At 63.8% G+C, this 15191-nt stretch carries 14 protein-coding genes and 1 riboswitch; of the genes, 8 read left to right on the top strand and 6 right to left on the bottom strand.

All coding sequences use genetic code 11. The features are described from left to right. Positions 1-1152 carry a murein transglycosylase A gene (locus tag AAHK21_RS16230; protein ID WP_046853942.1) on the top strand — a complete coding sequence of 384 codons (1152 nt, stop codon included), beginning with the start codon at positions 1-3 and terminating at the stop codon, positions 1150-1152. Positions 1153-1213: 61 nt separating this feature from the next. Here the strand turns inward: AAHK21_RS16230 and AAHK21_RS16225 are convergent, their stop codons facing one another. After that, entirely contained in the window at positions 1214-1600 is a 387-nt protein-coding gene (locus tag AAHK21_RS16225; protein WP_367857773.1) for an MAPEG family protein, read from the bottom strand. A 31-nt stretch (positions 1601-1631) separates the two neighbouring features. Then, positions 1632-2465 (bottom strand): EamA family transporter, encoded by an 834-nt coding sequence (locus tag AAHK21_RS16220; protein ID WP_263159952.1) that lies wholly within the window; start codon positions 2463-2465, stop codon positions 1632-1634. A 218-nt stretch (positions 2466-2683) separates the two neighbouring features. Here AAHK21_RS16220 and AAHK21_RS16215 point away from each other — a divergent pair, with 218 nt between their 5' ends. Continuing rightward, positions 2684-3919 (top strand): sodium:proton antiporter, encoded by a 1236-nt coding sequence (locus AAHK21_RS16215; protein WP_023629467.1) that lies wholly within the window; start codon positions 2684-2686, stop codon positions 3917-3919. 33 nt (positions 3920-3952) lie between these two features. On the opposite strand, the gene AAHK21_RS16210 is transcribed toward AAHK21_RS16215, so the two are convergent. Beyond that, positions 3953-4354, bottom strand: coding sequence for an acyl-CoA thioesterase (locus AAHK21_RS16210; protein WP_003257757.1), 402 nt, complete (start codon positions 4352-4354; stop codon positions 3953-3955). A 177-nt stretch (positions 4355-4531) separates the two neighbouring features. After that, a riboswitch (S-adenosyl-L-homocysteine riboswitch) is annotated at positions 4532-4628 on the top strand. Between the two features lie 21 nt (positions 4629-4649). Here AAHK21_RS16210 and ahcY point away from each other — a divergent pair. From ahcY to AAHK21_RS16185, 5 genes are all read left to right on the top strand, one after another. Next, the gene (gene ahcY, locus AAHK21_RS16205; protein WP_046853939.1) at positions 4650-6059 is read left to right on the top strand and encodes an adenosylhomocysteinase; all 1410 of its coding nucleotides are present in this window, start codon (positions 4650-4652) and stop codon (positions 6057-6059) included. A 141-nt stretch (positions 6060-6200) separates the two neighbouring features. After that, entirely contained in the window at positions 6201-7046 is an 846-nt protein-coding gene (gene metF / locus AAHK21_RS16200; RefSeq protein WP_046853938.1) for a methylenetetrahydrofolate reductase [NAD(P)H], read from the top strand. A 100-nt stretch (positions 7047-7146) separates the two neighbouring features. After that, positions 7147-8223 (top strand): hypothetical protein, encoded by a 1077-nt coding sequence (locus AAHK21_RS16195; protein WP_367857772.1) that lies wholly within the window; start codon positions 7147-7149, stop codon positions 8221-8223. A 36-nt stretch (positions 8224-8259) separates the two neighbouring features. After that, positions 8260-9060 (top strand): substrate-binding periplasmic protein, encoded by an 801-nt coding sequence (locus AAHK21_RS16190; RefSeq protein ID WP_367857771.1) that lies wholly within the window; start codon positions 8260-8262, stop codon positions 9058-9060. Between the two features lie 222 nt (positions 9061-9282). Beyond that, positions 9283-11190 (top strand): DEAD/DEAH box helicase, encoded by a 1908-nt coding sequence (locus AAHK21_RS16185; protein ID WP_367857770.1) that lies wholly within the window; start codon positions 9283-9285, stop codon positions 11188-11190. 94 nt (positions 11191-11284) lie between these two features. On the opposite strand, the gene AAHK21_RS16180 is transcribed toward AAHK21_RS16185, so the two are convergent. The 3 genes from AAHK21_RS16180 to AAHK21_RS16170 form a co-directional block, all read right to left on the bottom strand. Then, entirely contained in the window at positions 11285-11884 is a 600-nt protein-coding gene (locus AAHK21_RS16180; protein ID WP_367857769.1) for a YceI family protein, read from the bottom strand. A gap of 34 nt (positions 11885-11918) precedes the next feature. Further along, positions 11919-12470, bottom strand: coding sequence for a cytochrome b (locus AAHK21_RS16175; RefSeq protein WP_367857768.1), 552 nt, complete (start codon positions 12468-12470; stop codon positions 11919-11921). A gap of 213 nt (positions 12471-12683) precedes the next feature. Continuing rightward, positions 12684-14525, bottom strand: a complete 1842-nt coding sequence (locus AAHK21_RS16170; RefSeq protein WP_367857767.1) for an FAD-dependent oxidoreductase — start codon at positions 14523-14525, stop codon at positions 12684-12686. A 204-nt stretch (positions 14526-14729) separates the two neighbouring features. Here AAHK21_RS16170 and AAHK21_RS16165 point away from each other — a divergent pair, with 204 nt between their 5' ends. Further along, entirely contained in the window at positions 14730-15161 is a 432-nt protein-coding gene (locus AAHK21_RS16165; RefSeq protein ID WP_367857766.1) for a hypothetical protein, read from the top strand. The last annotated feature ends 30 nt before the right edge of the window (positions 15162-15191 follow it).

Below are 15191 nucleotides of genomic sequence, written 5' to 3'. Positions count from 1 at the left end.
ATGAAATCTGTATTGCGCCATCTCGCCTGGGCCCTCCCCGCCCTGGCGCTCCTGGCCGGCTGCAACGGCGGCGAAAGTGCCAAGCCCGAGCCTCATGCCATCGCCACTTATGTGCCAGCGACCTGGAAGGACCTGCCCCAGGTCAGCGACGACGACCTGCTCGCCGGTTTCTATGCCTGGCGCAACGGTTGCGAGAAGCTCAAGCGCGATCCGGTGTGGGCCGCAACCTGCGAGGCAGCCGGTTCAGCCACGGCGAGCGCTGATCAGGTACGCACCTTCCTCGAGCAGAATCTCCAGGTGTACGGGCTGCGCTCGGCGCAGAACAGCGCCAACGGCCTGATCACCGGGTATTACGAGCCGGTCTATCCAGGCAGTCTGGAACGCACCGAAGCCGCGCATGTACCGGTGTACGGCGTACCCGAGGACATGATCGTGGTCGATCTGGCCAGTGTGTATCCCGAACTCAAGGGCAAGCGCCTGCGCGGGCGCCTCGATGGCCGCGTGCTCAAGCCCTATGACACCGCCGAAGTGATCAACCGCGACGGTGCCAAGGCACCGGTACTGGCCTGGCTGACCGACCCGATGGACTTGCAGTTCCTGCAGATCCAGGGTTCCGGTCGCATCCAGCTGGAAGGTGGCCGCCAGCTGCGGCTGGGGTATGCCGACCAGAATGGCCACCCCTATAGGCCGATTGGCCGCTGGCTGGTGGACCAGGGCCAGCTGCCCAAGGAACAGGTGACCATGGGCAGCATCCACGCCTGGGCCCAGGCCAACCCGCAGCGGGTCCCTGAGTTGCTGGCCAGCAACCCGAGCTATGTGTTCTTCAGCACCCGCCCGGACAGCAACGAAGGTCCGCGCGGCTCGCTCAACGTCCCATTGACCGCTGGCTACAGCGTGGCCATCGACCGTAAGGTGATCCCCCTTGGCAGCCTGTTATGGCTGTCGACCACGCGGCCTGACGGCGCGCCAGTCGTGCGCCCGGTGGGCGCTCAGGACACTGGTGGCGCCATCACTGGTGAGGTCCGCGCGGACCTGTTCTGGGGCACCGGGCCAGAGGCCGGCGAGCTGGCAGGGAACATGAAACAGCAAGGACAGATCTGGATGCTTTGGCCCAAGGGTCAGCCTCTACCCGACGTCCCCAAGGTCCTCTGACTGGCGTTGTTGCCGGGCAAGCTCCCTTCCATCGCGGGAGCGAGCTTGCCCCACGATGCACTCAGATCGAAACGACAAAGAACGACACGATCAGCGCCATCCCGACGAACCACACCAGCGAGCGCAACACCGCCCAATCCGCCAGGTAGCAGATGATGTAGAGCAACCGGCTGGTGATGTACATCACGCCCAGGACATCTTGGGTCACTTGTTCGGCATTGCCGACAATATCGGCCACCAGCACTGCCGCGGCAAACGCGGGAAACGCCTCGTAGCCGTTCAGCTGGGCGGCATGGGCCCGACGTGGCAGCCCTTCGAGCTTGTCCAGGAACGCACGCGGATCGTGATTGGCACGCAGGCCGAAATACCCGCTGCTGAGTTTGGCGATCAGTGCACACACCGGCGGCAGGACCAGCGCGACGAGAATGCACCACAGGGCTACGGTCATCTACAGGACTCCTTGTTCATAGAGGTTCGCTTCAGAGCTTCATCACCAGCATGCCGGCCAGTACCAGCCCGCAAGCTAGGAGTCTTGGCCCGCCAAAAGGTTCTTTGAGGTAGCGCATGCCCAACAGCACCACGAGGATCACGCTCAACTCGCGCAACGCTGCCGCTTCGGCCACCGAGCCCAGGTGCATGGCCCAGAGCACCAGAGCGTAGCTGAACAATACGCAGAACCCGACTGCCAGGCCCAGCTTCCATTGGGTTCGCCAGAACAGCATGAACGGGCCTCGTCGGGCCACCACGGCCAGCAGCGGGAACGGCCAGGAGCTGAGCAGGCTCAGCCACACCAGGTAATCCCACGGTTTGCCCCACAGGCGTACGGCCTGGCCGTCGAACCAGGTGTAGCAGCCGATGCACAGGCCAATCAGCGCCACCACCGGCAGCATCGACCAGGGCAGGCGGTCGCCGCCGCCGCCCTGCCAAAGCAAGCACGCCATGCCACAGGGGATCAGCAGGATGCCGATGATCTGCTGCTGGCTCAGCGATTCGCCGGCAAAGGCCAGGGTCAACCCAAGTACCACCAAGGGCGACAGGCCACGCATCAACGGATAGACCAGGCCCAGGTCGCCGACCCGATAGGCCTGGATCAGCAGAAAGCGGTACAGCTGCTCGGCCAGCGCCGAGGCCAACAGCCAGGGCCAGATCCCGGCGGGCGGAAAATCTACGAAGGCCACCGCCAGCAGGGCGAAACTCAGCGCCACCACGTCCATGCTGGCGATCACCAGCAAGCGCTCGGCGCTGAACTTGATCAAGGTATTCCAGGTGGCATGGAGCAGGGCTGCGACCAGTACGAGGGAAGTTGCCAGCACGCCTTGGAATCCTTGTTGTCGTTTGGTGGGGACCACTATATAGCGCCTGGCCTGTTATGGCCTCATCGCAGGACAAGCCCACACCCAAGCCATCGCCTGCCAGGAACCAATTGGAGAAATCCGGTCATAAGGTGTGTCCCGACTGCCGCGCCAGGTCATCAAAGAACTGCCCGAGCCATTCGGGTAACGACTTGGAAGCCACTTTCACAGGATTCGGGATGCTTGAATTAGTTGCCGCGTTTATCTGCCTCACCACCCTCCTCACTTATGTGAACTACCGCTTCATCGGCCTGCCGCCGGCCATCGGCGTGATGGTCACCGCATTGCTGTTCTCCCTGATGCTGCAGGGCCTGAGCCTGATCGGCTTCCCTGGCCTGGAAGAACGCGTCGAAGGCCTGATGAACCAGATCGACTTCAACGACCTGCTGATGCACTGGATGCTGTCGTTCCTGCTGTTCGCCGGCGCCTTGCACGTCAACCTCGCCGACCTGCGCAGCTACCGCTGGCCGATCGGCCTGCTGGCCACCCTGGGCGTGCTCATCGCCACCGTGGTGATCGGCTACCTGGCGCACTGGGTGTTCGCCCTGTTCGGCTGGAACGTGCCGTTGATCTACTGTCTGCTGTTTGGCGCGCTGATCTCGCCAACCGACCCGATCGCCGTGCTCGGCGCACTGCGCACCGCCAACGCCTCCAAGCCGCTGAAGACCACCATCGTCGGTGAGTCGCTGTTCAACGACGGCACGGCGGTCGTGGTGTTCACCGTGCTGCTGGGCATCATCCAGCTGGGCGAGACGCCGAGCGTCGCCGACACCGCCATCCTGTTCGCCCGCGAGGCACTGGGTGGCATCGCCTTCGGCGGCCTGATCGGCTACGCCACCTACCGCATGATCAAGAGCGTCGAGCAGTACCAGGTGGAAGTGATGCTGACCCTGGCGCTGGTGATCGGCGGCTCGGCCATGTGCTACGAGCTGCACGTGTCGGCGCCGATCGCCATGGTGGTGGCCGGCCTGATCATCGGCAACCTGGGGCGCAACCTGGCGATGAACGACATGACCCGCCGCTACATGGACGGTTTCTGGGAACTGATCGACGACATGCTCAACGCCCTGCTGTTCGCCCTGATCGGCCTGGAGCTGTTGCTGCTGCCGTTCAACTGGCTGCACCTGGCGGCCGGTGGCGTGCTGGCGGTGGCGGTGCTGGCTTCGCGGCTGCTGACCGTGGCGCCGGCGATCGTGCTGTTGCGCCGCTGGCGCAGCGTGCCGCAGGGCACCATTCGCGTACTGACCTGGGGCGGCCTGCGCGGTGGCGTGTCGGTGGCCCTGGCGCTGTCGCTGCCGCAGGGCGCCGAGCGTGATCTGCTGCTGTCGATCACTTACATCGTGGTGCTGTCGTCGATCCTGATTCAAGGCCTGACGGTCGGCAAGGTAGTGCGCAAGGTCAGCACACCGGCATGAAAACGCCGGGGCCGCCCTGCGGCCCCGGCTTTATCACTCGACCGCAGAATCGGGAAACTGGTCCTGGATGTACTTGATCTCGGTGCGCCCGTGGGCGGCCGGCAGGCCATCCTCACCCAGATTGACGAACACCATCTTGTCGACGGTCAGGATCGCCTTGCGGGTGATCTTGTTGCGTACTTCGCACTTGAGGGTGATCGAGGTGCGGCCGAACTCGGTGGCGGTGATGCCGAGCTCGATGATGTCGCCCTGACGCGAAGCACTGACGAAGTTGATCTCGGAAATGTACTTGGTCACCACGCGCTGGTTGCCCAGCTGGACGATGGCGTAGATCGCCGCCTCCTCGTCGATCCAGCGCAGCAGGCTGCCGCCGAACAGGGTGCCGTTGGGATTGAGGTCTTCGGGTTTTACCCATTTGCGGGTGTGAAAGTTCATCTGTACTCCTGACCTGCTTGCTGACATGCGCTAATGATGGCAGACCGCTCGGTCACGCTCCATTGAACATCGACTATCGTCTCGATTAATCGACAGAAAGTCTTGGGTGTGTCACACGCCCGCGGCTATAATCTCGCCGTTTCACATGGTCCCCCACAGTGGTGGCCATCCCGCCACCCATCCGAGGGGCGCTGCAGCAGGCTCGGCCTGTCAGGCTCGGTTGGGGCGTTGTCCGCGCAAGCGGACGCTCAACGCACAACGGCGCCCATTCGCACACTACGAATGGAGGCTCTCAATGAGCGCTGTAAACACGCCTGCAGGTTTTTCCGACTTCAAGGTCGCCGACATCTCCCTGGCCGACTGGGGCCGCAAGGAAGTCATCATCGCCGAATCGGAAATGCCCGCGCTGATGGGCCTGCGCCGCAAGTATCAAGCCGAGCAACCGCTCAAGGGCGCGAAGATCATCGGCTGCATCCACATGACCATCCAGACTGCCGTGCTGATCGAGACCCTGGTCGCCCTGGGTGCCGAAGTGCGCTGGTCGTCGTGCAACATCTTCTCCACCCAGGACCAGGCCGCCGCCGCCATCGCTGCCGCCGGCATCCCGGTGTTCGCCTGGAAAGGTGAAACCGAGCAGGAGTACGAGTGGTGCATCGAGCAGACCATCCTCAAGGATGGCCAGCCATGGGACGCCAACATGGTGCTGGACGACGGTGGTGACCTGACCGAGATCCTGCACAAGAAATACCCGGCCATGCTGGACAAGATCCACGGCGTGACCGAAGAGACCACCACCGGCGTGCACCGCCTGCTGGACATGCTGGCCAAGGGCGAGCTGAAAGTCCCGGCGATCAACGTCAACGACTCGGTCACCAAGAGCAAGAACGACAACAAGTACGGCTGCCGTCACAGCCTCAACGACGCCATCAAGCGCGGTACCGACCACCTGCTGTCGGGCAAGCAGGCCCTGGTGATCGGCTACGGCGACGTGGGCAAGGGCTCGGCCCAGTCCCTGCGCCAGGAAGGCATGATCGTCAAGGTCACCGAAGTCGACCCGATCTGCGCCATGCAAGCGTGCATGGACGGTTTCGAAGTCGTCTCGCCATTCAAGGACGGCATCAACACCGGTACCGAAGCCGGCATCAACAAGGACCTGCTCGGCCGCATCGACCTGATCGTCACCACCACCGGTAACGTCAACGTCTGCGACGCCAACATGCTCAAGGCCCTGAAGAAGCGCGCCGTGGTCTGCAACATCGGCCACTTCGACAACGAGATCGACACCGCCTTCATGCGCAAGAACTGGGCATGGGAAGAGGTCAAGCCACAGGTGCACAAGATCCACCGCACCGGTGCCGGCGTGTTCGACCCGCAGAACGACGACTACCTGATCCTGCTGGCCGAAGGCCGCCTGGTGAACCTGGGCAACGCCACCGGCCACCCAAGCCGCATCATGGACGGTTCGTTCGCCAACCAGGTCCTGGCGCAGATCTTCCTGTTCGAGCAGAAGTTCGCCGCGCTGCCTGCCGCGAAGAAGGCCGAGCGCCTGACCGTGGAAGTGCTGCCGAAGAAACTCGACGAAGAAGTGGCCCTGGAAATGGTCCGCGGCTTCGGCGGCGTGGTCACCCAGCTGACCCCGCAGCAGGCCGAGTACATCGGTGTGACCGTCGAAGGCCCGTTCAAGCCGGACGCTTACCGCTACTAAGCGGCTGGTTGCCAGTGCCAGGTATTCTTGCCCGGCACTGGCAGGCAACGTTTCGAACCGATGTCCGAGCCAGGCCGGCCCCCACCGTCCTGGCTTTTATTTGCAGGCAGCAGCCCAGGCTCACTGCCGAAGGAACCAGAGATGTCACAAGAACGCCGCTACAGTTTCGAATTCTTCCCCACCAAGACCGATGCCGGTCACGAAAAGCTGATGGGCGTTGCCCGCCAGCTGGCCAGCTACAACCCGGACTTCTTCTCCTGCACCTATGGTGCCGGTGGCTCGACCCGCGACCGCACGCTCAACACCGTGCTGCAGCTGGAAAATGAGGTGAAAGTCCCTGCCGCCCCGCACCTGTCCTGCGTGGGTGACAGCAAGGACGACCTGCGCGCCCTGCTGGCCGAGTACCAGGCCGCCGGCATCAAGCGCATCGTCGCCCTGCGTGGCGACCTGCCGTCGGGCATGGGCATGGCCAGCGGCGAACTGCGCTACGCCAGCGACCTGGTCGAGTTCATCCGCCAGGAAACCGGCAACCACTTCCACCTGGAAGTGGCCGCCTACCCGGAGATGCACCCGCAGGCGCGCAACTTCGAGAGCGACCTGGCCAACTTCGTGCACAAGGTCAAGGCTGGCGCCGACAGTGCCATCACCCAGTATTTCTTCAACGCCGACAGCTACTTCTACTTCGTCGAGCGCGCGCAGAAACTGGGCGTCGAGATCCCGGTGGTGCCCGGCATCATGCCGATCACCAACTACAGCAAGTTGGCGCGTTTCTCCGACGCCTGCGGCGCCGAGATCCCACGCTGGATCCGCAAGCAGCTGGAAGCCTATGCCGACGACACCGCCAGCATCCAGGCATTCGGCGAGGAAGTGATCACCCGCATGTGCGAACAACTGCTGCAAGGCGGCGCACCGGGCCTGCACTTCTATACCCTGAACCAGGCCGAACCGAGCCTGGCGATCTGGAACAACCTGAAGCTGCCACGCTGAAAAAAGCGCTGCCACTAGCATTTAGTTGCAGCCAGGAAGAAGGCTTTGGCTTAGGCTAAGGCCTTCTTTACTTTTGCCTCCCAACAGGTTACCGGCCAGCATGCAGCACCCAAACTCCGCCCATCCTCAACTCGTCTACCTGGCATTCGGTCCGGCCACCTATCATCAAGAAGCCTGCTTCAGCATCATCAGCGCCCTGGCCCACCTGCGAAGCACACCCGGCGCGACCATGGATATCCAGGTCTACACCGACAACACCGAGCCCTATCGCGACCTGCCAGTGACGGTGCATCTGCTCGACGAGGCGACGCGCAAGGCCTGGAACCAGCCACACGGCTATCACTTCCGCAGCAAGCACGTCCTGCTACGCCAGGTCCTGACCCAGCACCCGATGGCCGTGCTCATCGATACCGATACCTTCTTCCGCGCCTCGCCCATGCAGTTGTTCGACCGAGTCGCGCCCGGCAGCCTGTTGTGCAACGCCATTGGCGGGCGCTATGGCGAGAATCAGAAGTGCCTGCTGTACAAGAACCTGCTACAAATCCTCGAGGAGCGCGGTCTGGCCGACCGTGAGATGCCACTGGTCAATTCCGGGGTGATCGGCCTGACTGCGCAGGACGCCTCGGTACTGGACCACTCCATCGCCCTGATGGACGAGTTCCACCCCCTGGCCCGGGAGGCCTACACCCTCGAAGAGTTCTGCCTGGCGGTGGTGGCCTACCGCACGCTCAAGCTCAATGCGTGCACCGACGTCATTCATCACTACTGGAGCCGCAAGGCGCAGTTCCGCGCCAAGATCCAAGCCTGGTTGCGCAAGCACGCTGACGCCCCACTCAGCGAGGCGGCGCTGGCAGACGTGGCGCGGGTAAACGATCAGCTGCCGCGCCCCCCGGCGCTGCAGCGCCTCGGCTACAAAGCGCTGACGCTGACGCTGCCTGCCAAGCAGCGGCAGTTCGCCCGCGAACTGCTCAATGGCTGCTATCCCTACGAAAACGAGTTCGACCGTGCCTGCGCCTCGGCCTGGTGGGACAAAGCCCTGGAAAACTTTGCACAACGCCAGGGCGTACCAGACCCGGAACAGCTGCGCCAGTGCCTGCGTCAGCCCGGCCTGCGCCTGGCGCTGGGCAAGCGTCTTCAGGAGGTCGAGGACCATCTGCTGCAGAAACGGCAGGCCTGAAACCATGACGGACATGCCGCCATTCGGGTGTAAGCCATGTCCCTGACAGGGCGCCTGTCCAGGCGCATGCGCCTCCTCGGCCTGGTAGTGCTTGTCGGTCTCAGCTCGCTGGCCCACGGCGAGCGCCTGCGGATCGTCAGTGACGATTGGGCACCATACCTCTATCTGGAAGGTGCCCAACCCAAGGGCATCGACTACGAAGTGACCAATGAGGTGTTCAAACGCCTCGGCGTCCAGGTGCAGTGGGAGTTCATGCCCTGGAAGCGATGCCTGGCCATGGTCGAACAGGGCCTGGCGGACGGGGTGATGGACATCTTTCAGGTCGACTCACGCCAGGGCTACCTGATTTACCCGGACGAACCGATGTCCCAGGTCGAGTTCGTTCTCTACCAGGCCCGCTCGCGTCCCCACCCGATCGAGCGCCTCGAGGACCTGACCGGTCTGACCATCGGCACTTCGCCGGGGTATACCTACGAGGGCGCCTTCGCCGAATCGCCGCTGTTCCACCGCGAGCCCGCGCCCAGCCACGAGGCAAACTTCGGCAAGCTGGCGCTCGGGCGTATAGACCTTGTTGTAACCGATCGCCGGGTCGGCCGCTATGTGAGCCGCCGCCTGGGCCTGGAGCAGACCGTTGAAGAGCTGCCCCTGGTGGTCAGCCGTCGCCCGCAGTACCTGGGGTTGGCCCGCAAGCCCGGCCGCGAGCAGTTGGCGCGGGCCTTCAGCGAGGAGCTGCGGCGCTTCAAACAGGAGCCAGCCTATGCGGCGATCAGTGCCCGCTACCTCGGCAATCAGGATTTTCCTTTCGCCGTTGAGCAGCAGGAACGCGGCACACGCTGATTGCTCTGTTATACTCGGGCCTTCCCGCCCGGCTCACGCCCGGACGCTCGGCCTCGCAACAGGCATCTCGACCCGCAGCCGCGCACCTTTGGTGCCCGCCCGCCGGTTCCAGGATGCGCAGTGAACGCCCAGCTGGACCGGACGCGATCGCATCCCTCCGATGCCCGTCGCGCCAGGCAGAACACCCCATCGGGCCTAGCCCCCACGAGAACAGGATTGCCCATGTCCTTTGCTTCCCTCGGTCTCTCCGAGGCTCTTGTCCGCGCTATCGAGGCAGCGGGCTATACCCAGCCCACTCCGGTGCAACAGCGGGCCATTCCCGCCGTGTTGCAAGGTCGCGACCTGATGGTCGCCGCTCAGACAGGTACTGGTAAAACCGGCGGCTTCGCGCTCCCGATCCTTGAGCGTCTGTTCCCGGGCGGCCACCCCGACAAATCGCAACGCCATGGCCCGCGCCAGCCGCGCGTGCTGGTGCTGACCCCCACCCGCGAGCTGGCTGCCCAGGTGCATGACAGCTTCAAGGTCTATGCCCGCGACCTCAACTTCATCAGCGCCTGCATCTTCGGCGGCGTCGGCATGAACCCGCAGGTCCAGGCCATGGCCAAGGGCGTCGACGTCCTGGTTGCCTGCCCGGGCCGCCTGCTCGACCTGGCAGGCCAAGGCAGCGTCGACCTTTCGCGGGTCGAGATCCTGGTGCTGGACGAAGCCGACCGCATGCTCGACATGGGCTTCATCCACGACGTCAAGAAAGTGCTGGCGCGCCTGCCGGCCAAGCGCCAGAACCTGCTGTTCTCGGCGACCTTCTCCAAAGACATCACCGACCTCGCCGACAAGTTGCTGCACAACCCCGAGCGCATCGAGGTCACGCCGCCGAACACCACCGTCGAGCGTATCGAGCAGCGGGTCTACCGCCTGCCGGCCAGCCACAAGCGCGCCCTGCTGGCGCACCTGATCACCCTGGGTGCCTGGGAACAGGTGCTGGTGTTCACCCGCACCAAGCACGGCGCCAACCGCCTGGCCGAGTACCTCGAGAAGCACGGCCTGACCGCTGCGGCGATCCACGGCAACAAGAGCCAGAACGCCCGCACCAAGGCGCTGGCCGACTTCAAGGCCAACACCGTGCGCGTGTTGGTCGCCACCGACATCGCCGCCCGCGGCCTGGACATCGACCAGTTGCCCCACGTGGTCAACTTCGAGCTGCCCAACGTCGAGGAAGACTACGTACACCGCATCGGCCGTACGGGCCGTGCCGGTCGCTCCGGTGAAGCCATTTCGATGGTCGCGCCAGACGAAGAAAAGCTGCTCAAGAGCATCGAGCGCGTCACCCGCCAGAAAATCCCGGATGGCGACCTGATGGGCTTTGACGCATCGCAGGTCGAGGCCGAGAAGCCGGAAGTGCGCGAGCGCCAGCCGAACAATGGCCGCGGTGGCCGCAACCAGCAACCTCGCGGCGAAGGCGGCAAGGAAGGCAGTGGCGGGCGCAAGGACAAAGGCAAGGACAAAGGCCGCAACAAGCCTTCGTCCGAGAAGTCCGCGGAAAAGGACAAGTCCGGCGAGAAACAGCAGCAGGGCCAGCAGCGCAAGCCGCGCGACCAGAAGCCACGCCAGCAACAGAACAACGGCCAGAAAGCCGCGCCTGTCGCCGCACCCAATCGCGACCCTGAAGAGTTCCTCGACGACGACGTCGACAACTTCGGCAACCGCGCCGACTACGTCAGCCCGTACCAGAACGCCAAGAACCAGAGCCGCAACCGTCGCCCGGGCGGCAACGGTGGCCAAGCCCAAGGGCAAGGCCAACGCAGTGGTGGCGGCCAGGGCCAGGGTCAAGCCCAGGGCCGTGGCAATGGCCAGCAGCGCCAGGGCCAGGGCCAGGGCTCCGGTGAAAAGCGCCCGCGCAACGGCGGCGGCAGCAATGGTGGCGCCCGACGCGACAACAACGGCGGCCGTGCCCGCCGTGAAGATTCGTCCCGCCAGGAACCGGCTGTGCGCAACCCGCGCGAGTCGCAGAGCGCGCCAGTGATCATCCGCAAGGAATCCAAGCTCGACCGCTACCCGACGCCCGAGCAACTGGACGACCTGCCAAGCCGCCCACGCGGTGAGCGCCCGGCGCTGCTGACCCGCAAGGGGTGAGCCCGCCATCGCGGGGCCTGCCCCGCGATGAGGCCATGCAAAACCAACAAAAACGCCGCCCATTGGGCGGCGTTTTTGTTGCTGGCGAAGCGAATTACTTCTGCTTCACGCCTTCGAACACGAAGTACAACTCGACCTTTTCGGACAGCGGACCGAGGTCCATAGACTTCGGCGCGAAGTCCTTGCGGTTGATGTCCAGCTTGCCTTCGAAGCCGGCGCGATAGCCTCCCCACGGGTCCTTGCCTTCGCCAATGAAGGTGGCCTTGATGACGACCGGTTTGGTGACGCCAGTCAGGGTCAGGTCACCGGTCACATCGGCGGTCAGTTGGCCTTCGGCGTTCTTGCCGGTTGGGGTCACCTTCGACGACTTGAAGGTCGCGGTGGCGTACTTTTCCACGTCGAGGAAGTCCTTGCTCCTGATGTGCTTGTCACGCTCTGCGTGGTTGGTGTCGAGGCTCGCGGTCTTCAGGGTGACGTCAATCTTGCTGGCCTCAGGCTTGGCCGGATCCCAGCTAAAGTTGCCATCCCAGTCCTTGAAGGTACCGGTGATGAAGCTATAACCCAGGTGGCTGATCTTGAAGTCAACGAACGCGTGCTGGCCTTCCTTGTCGATCTTGTATTCGGCGGCCATGGCCTGGCCGGCGGAGATCAGAGCAGTACCGAGCGCCAGGGCGGCAAAAGTCTTTTTCAACATCCTTACTTCCTTCCTTTGCAATTGAGGTTGAGAGTCAAGCTTTGCGGCCCAGCATGCGGGTCAGGGTCGCGTCACGGTCGATGAAATGATGTTTTAGTGCCGCCAATGCGTGCAGTACGGCGAAAATCACCAGGCCCCAGGCCAGCCAGAGGTGGATCACCCCCGCCAGGTCGGCCTGGTCGGGCAGGTCGCTGACCAGCGCGGGAACGTCGAACAAGCCGAACACCGGAATGCCCACGCCGTCGGCGGTGGAAATCAGGTAGCCCGCTATCATCACCGCGAACAGGCCCAGGTACAGCGCCAGATGGCCCAGCTTGGCGGCCAGGCGAGTGACCGTGCCATGGTTGGCCGGTGCCGGTGGCGGCGGGCTGACGAAACGCCAGATTACCCGCAACAGCATCAGTGCCAGCAACACCAGGCCGATGCTCTTGTGCAGGTCCGGGCCGGACTTGCGCCATGGGTCGTAGTAATCAAGGCCGACCATCCACAGGCCCAGGCCAAACAGCCCGAAGACCGCCAGCGCCACACCCCAGTGCAGGACGATGCTGACCAGGCCATAGCGAGAAGATGAATTGCGCAGTTGCATGTTGGCGTATTTCCCCGTGAAAGCTGTGCACAAGACTAACGCGTAATGCATCGAATAAAAGCGTAAAAAACAGCTTCTGATTATCGAAAAACCAGATATTAATTCTGCAAGCTTCCTATTAAGGAAACATTAACGATAGACGTTTGGAAGATCCGACGCCATCGCGGGGCAAGCCCGCTCACACAGGGCCCCGCGCTGGCAGCTATACCGGGATCAGCCGGCCTTGGCCTGGCTGTTGACCACCGGCTTCTTGGCCGGTTCCGACTTGGCGGTGGCCTTCTTCACCGGCGCCGGTTTGGCTGCAGGCTTGTGGGCCTGCTTGGTCGCAGGCTTGGCTTGAACGGGCTTGGTGACGGCAGGTTTCACCGGTTCATCCTTGGCCACAGGCGCCGGGACGACCGGCACGGGAGCTGGTGCAGGCACCGGTACAACCTCTTCGGCCTTGGCGATCGGCGCAGCCTTGACCTCTGGCTGGTCACCGCCACCAAACAGGCGCGAGAAAAAGCCTGGCTTGTCCTGCTTGGCCTGCTCGACCTTCACTGGCTCTGCCTTGGCGGGGGCCTTGTCGGACGAACCGCCGAACAGGTTGGAGAAGAACCCGCCCTTGTCCTTCACAGCCGCGGCGCCGGCCGCTCCAGTAGCCGCTGCGGCGGCTACCGATGCAGCCTTGGCCGGGTCGAAGGATTTGCCCGCCGCCAGGTCCTGGACCTGCCCTGCGGCACGCTGGCCGCTACGCAGGGCCCCTTCGAGGGTACCTGGGTAGAGCGCATCGGTGTGTTCGCCGGCAAAGGCGATCCGTTGTACCGGACGCTCCCACAGCCGCCAGTATTTGCTGATCTGCCCCGGGCCGTAGGCCAGGTAGGCACCGCCCATGCCGGCGTCGGTGCTGTAGCGGCGGATTTCATAACCGGTGAAGGCGCCGCGTGCCTGCGGGTAGAAGGCGTGCAGGCGGATCAGCACCTGGTCGACCATCTGCTTGTCACCAAAAGCCTGGAGCAAGCGGGCGTTATCGCCGGACAGGTTGATCACCACGTTAGCGCCGCCCTTGAGCGCCGGCTCGATCCACAGCATGCCCAGGCCAGTGTTGCTGAAGATCTCGCCGGACATGCGTGCACGGCTCTCCCATACCGGGTTCTTGAACTTGAGCATCAGTTGGTCGCGCCAGCCATAGTTGGTGCCCTTCAAGGCGGCCAGGTGCTGCCCGTCCAGGCCCGGTGTCATCTGGATCTTGGCCAGTGCACGCAGCGGCACGGCCATGACCAGATAGTCAGCCTGGTAGCCAACACCGCCGACCTTGACGGTCACACCGTCCTTGTCCTGGACGATGGCGGTGACCGGCGAGCTGGTCTTGATGGTTTTCAGCTGCTTGACGAAGGCCTGGGCCAACACCGGGCTGCCGCCCGGCAGGCGCGCGGCGCGCAGGTCACGGTCGCTGACATTGCGGTAGACCCGGCCTTGCTGGGCGAAGTACAGCAGCGACAGACGCGACGGTTCGTCATAACGGGTGCGGATCTGCTGGTTGACCAACTGACGGGCGGTGGCTGGCAGCTGCAGCTTGTCGAGCCAGGTGGACACGTTCATCTGGTCGAGGGCGAACAGGGTGCTGTTTGCCGCGGGATTGAGCGGGTCTTCGATGGAGCGGGCCAGGTCGTCGAGGGTTTTCTCGTAGCGCTTGAGCGCTTCGGCAGTAGCCGGCTGCTTGGCCGCGAGATCGGTGGCGCTGAAATATTCACCATCGATCAGGTAGCCGGGGTTGCGCACGAACTCCGGGGCCGGCAGGGTGGCGACCTTGAACTGCTCCAGATACTGATTGAGCACCGGCTGGGTCTTGCTGTTGCCGACCCACTCGCTGGTGGCCAGGCCCGAACGCCCGCCCATGCCCGACTTGGCTTCCAGCAGGGTGACCTGCCAGCCCTTGCTCTGCAGCTCGTAGGCCGCAGTCAGGCCCGCCAGGCCACCACCGACGACGATTGCCGTCTTGTCCTTGGCCAGCGCGACACCGCTGGTCACCCCGATCAATACCAACGCGCACAGGCGCACCCAAGCAGCAGCCATGATGGCGAACTCCGGTCAGAGAAGCGATAGAAGAGACGGGGAGCAATGCCCCGGGAGAGATGCGTTAAGAATACGTCACCTCTGCCCACCCTGCCACCGCAGTGACATCAAGTGCCTTTGGCAACTGGTAATTTTGTCAGTGGCGGTGGGTCGCCGAGTCGTGCAGCCTTGGCTGGCACTCAAGCATTGAGCCGGGGAACAGCAGTGATCTACACCGAAGACTTTGCCAGGTGGACGCCTTCGGCGCCGCTGCCCGAGTGTTCCTGGCACGCGCCCACCGGCCTGAGCATTGTTTCCAATGGCATTGTCTACAGCGCGCGCTACCAGACCGACGAGGGGCGCACCGGCACGGAACTGATCATCCATGGCCAGTGCGATATCGAATTCATCTTCGGCCAGACGGTCGATTGCCTGCTGCTCGAAGTGGACATCAACACGCTCGGCAAGGCCGTTTCGACCGCCTACTGGTTGACCCTGCGCGACCAGGACTACACCGAGTTCACGCCCGGCCCCGGCAGCCACGGCACCTCCTGGCACGACGTGCCCGGCCCGCTCGACCGCCTGACCCTGTCCACCCTGCCGCAGTGCACCGTGCATATCCGCCAGCTGGAATGGCGCCCGGCCTGGCGACATTGAGCGGTTGTCCTGCCCCCCGGCATTGCTTAG

It is taken from the genome of Pseudomonas sp. TE50-2, from assembly GCF_040813665.1.
Lineage (GTDB): Bacteria > Pseudomonadota > Gammaproteobacteria > Pseudomonadales > Pseudomonadaceae > Aquipseudomonas > Aquipseudomonas soli.
This window is presented reverse-complemented; position numbering and strand designations above follow the sequence as displayed.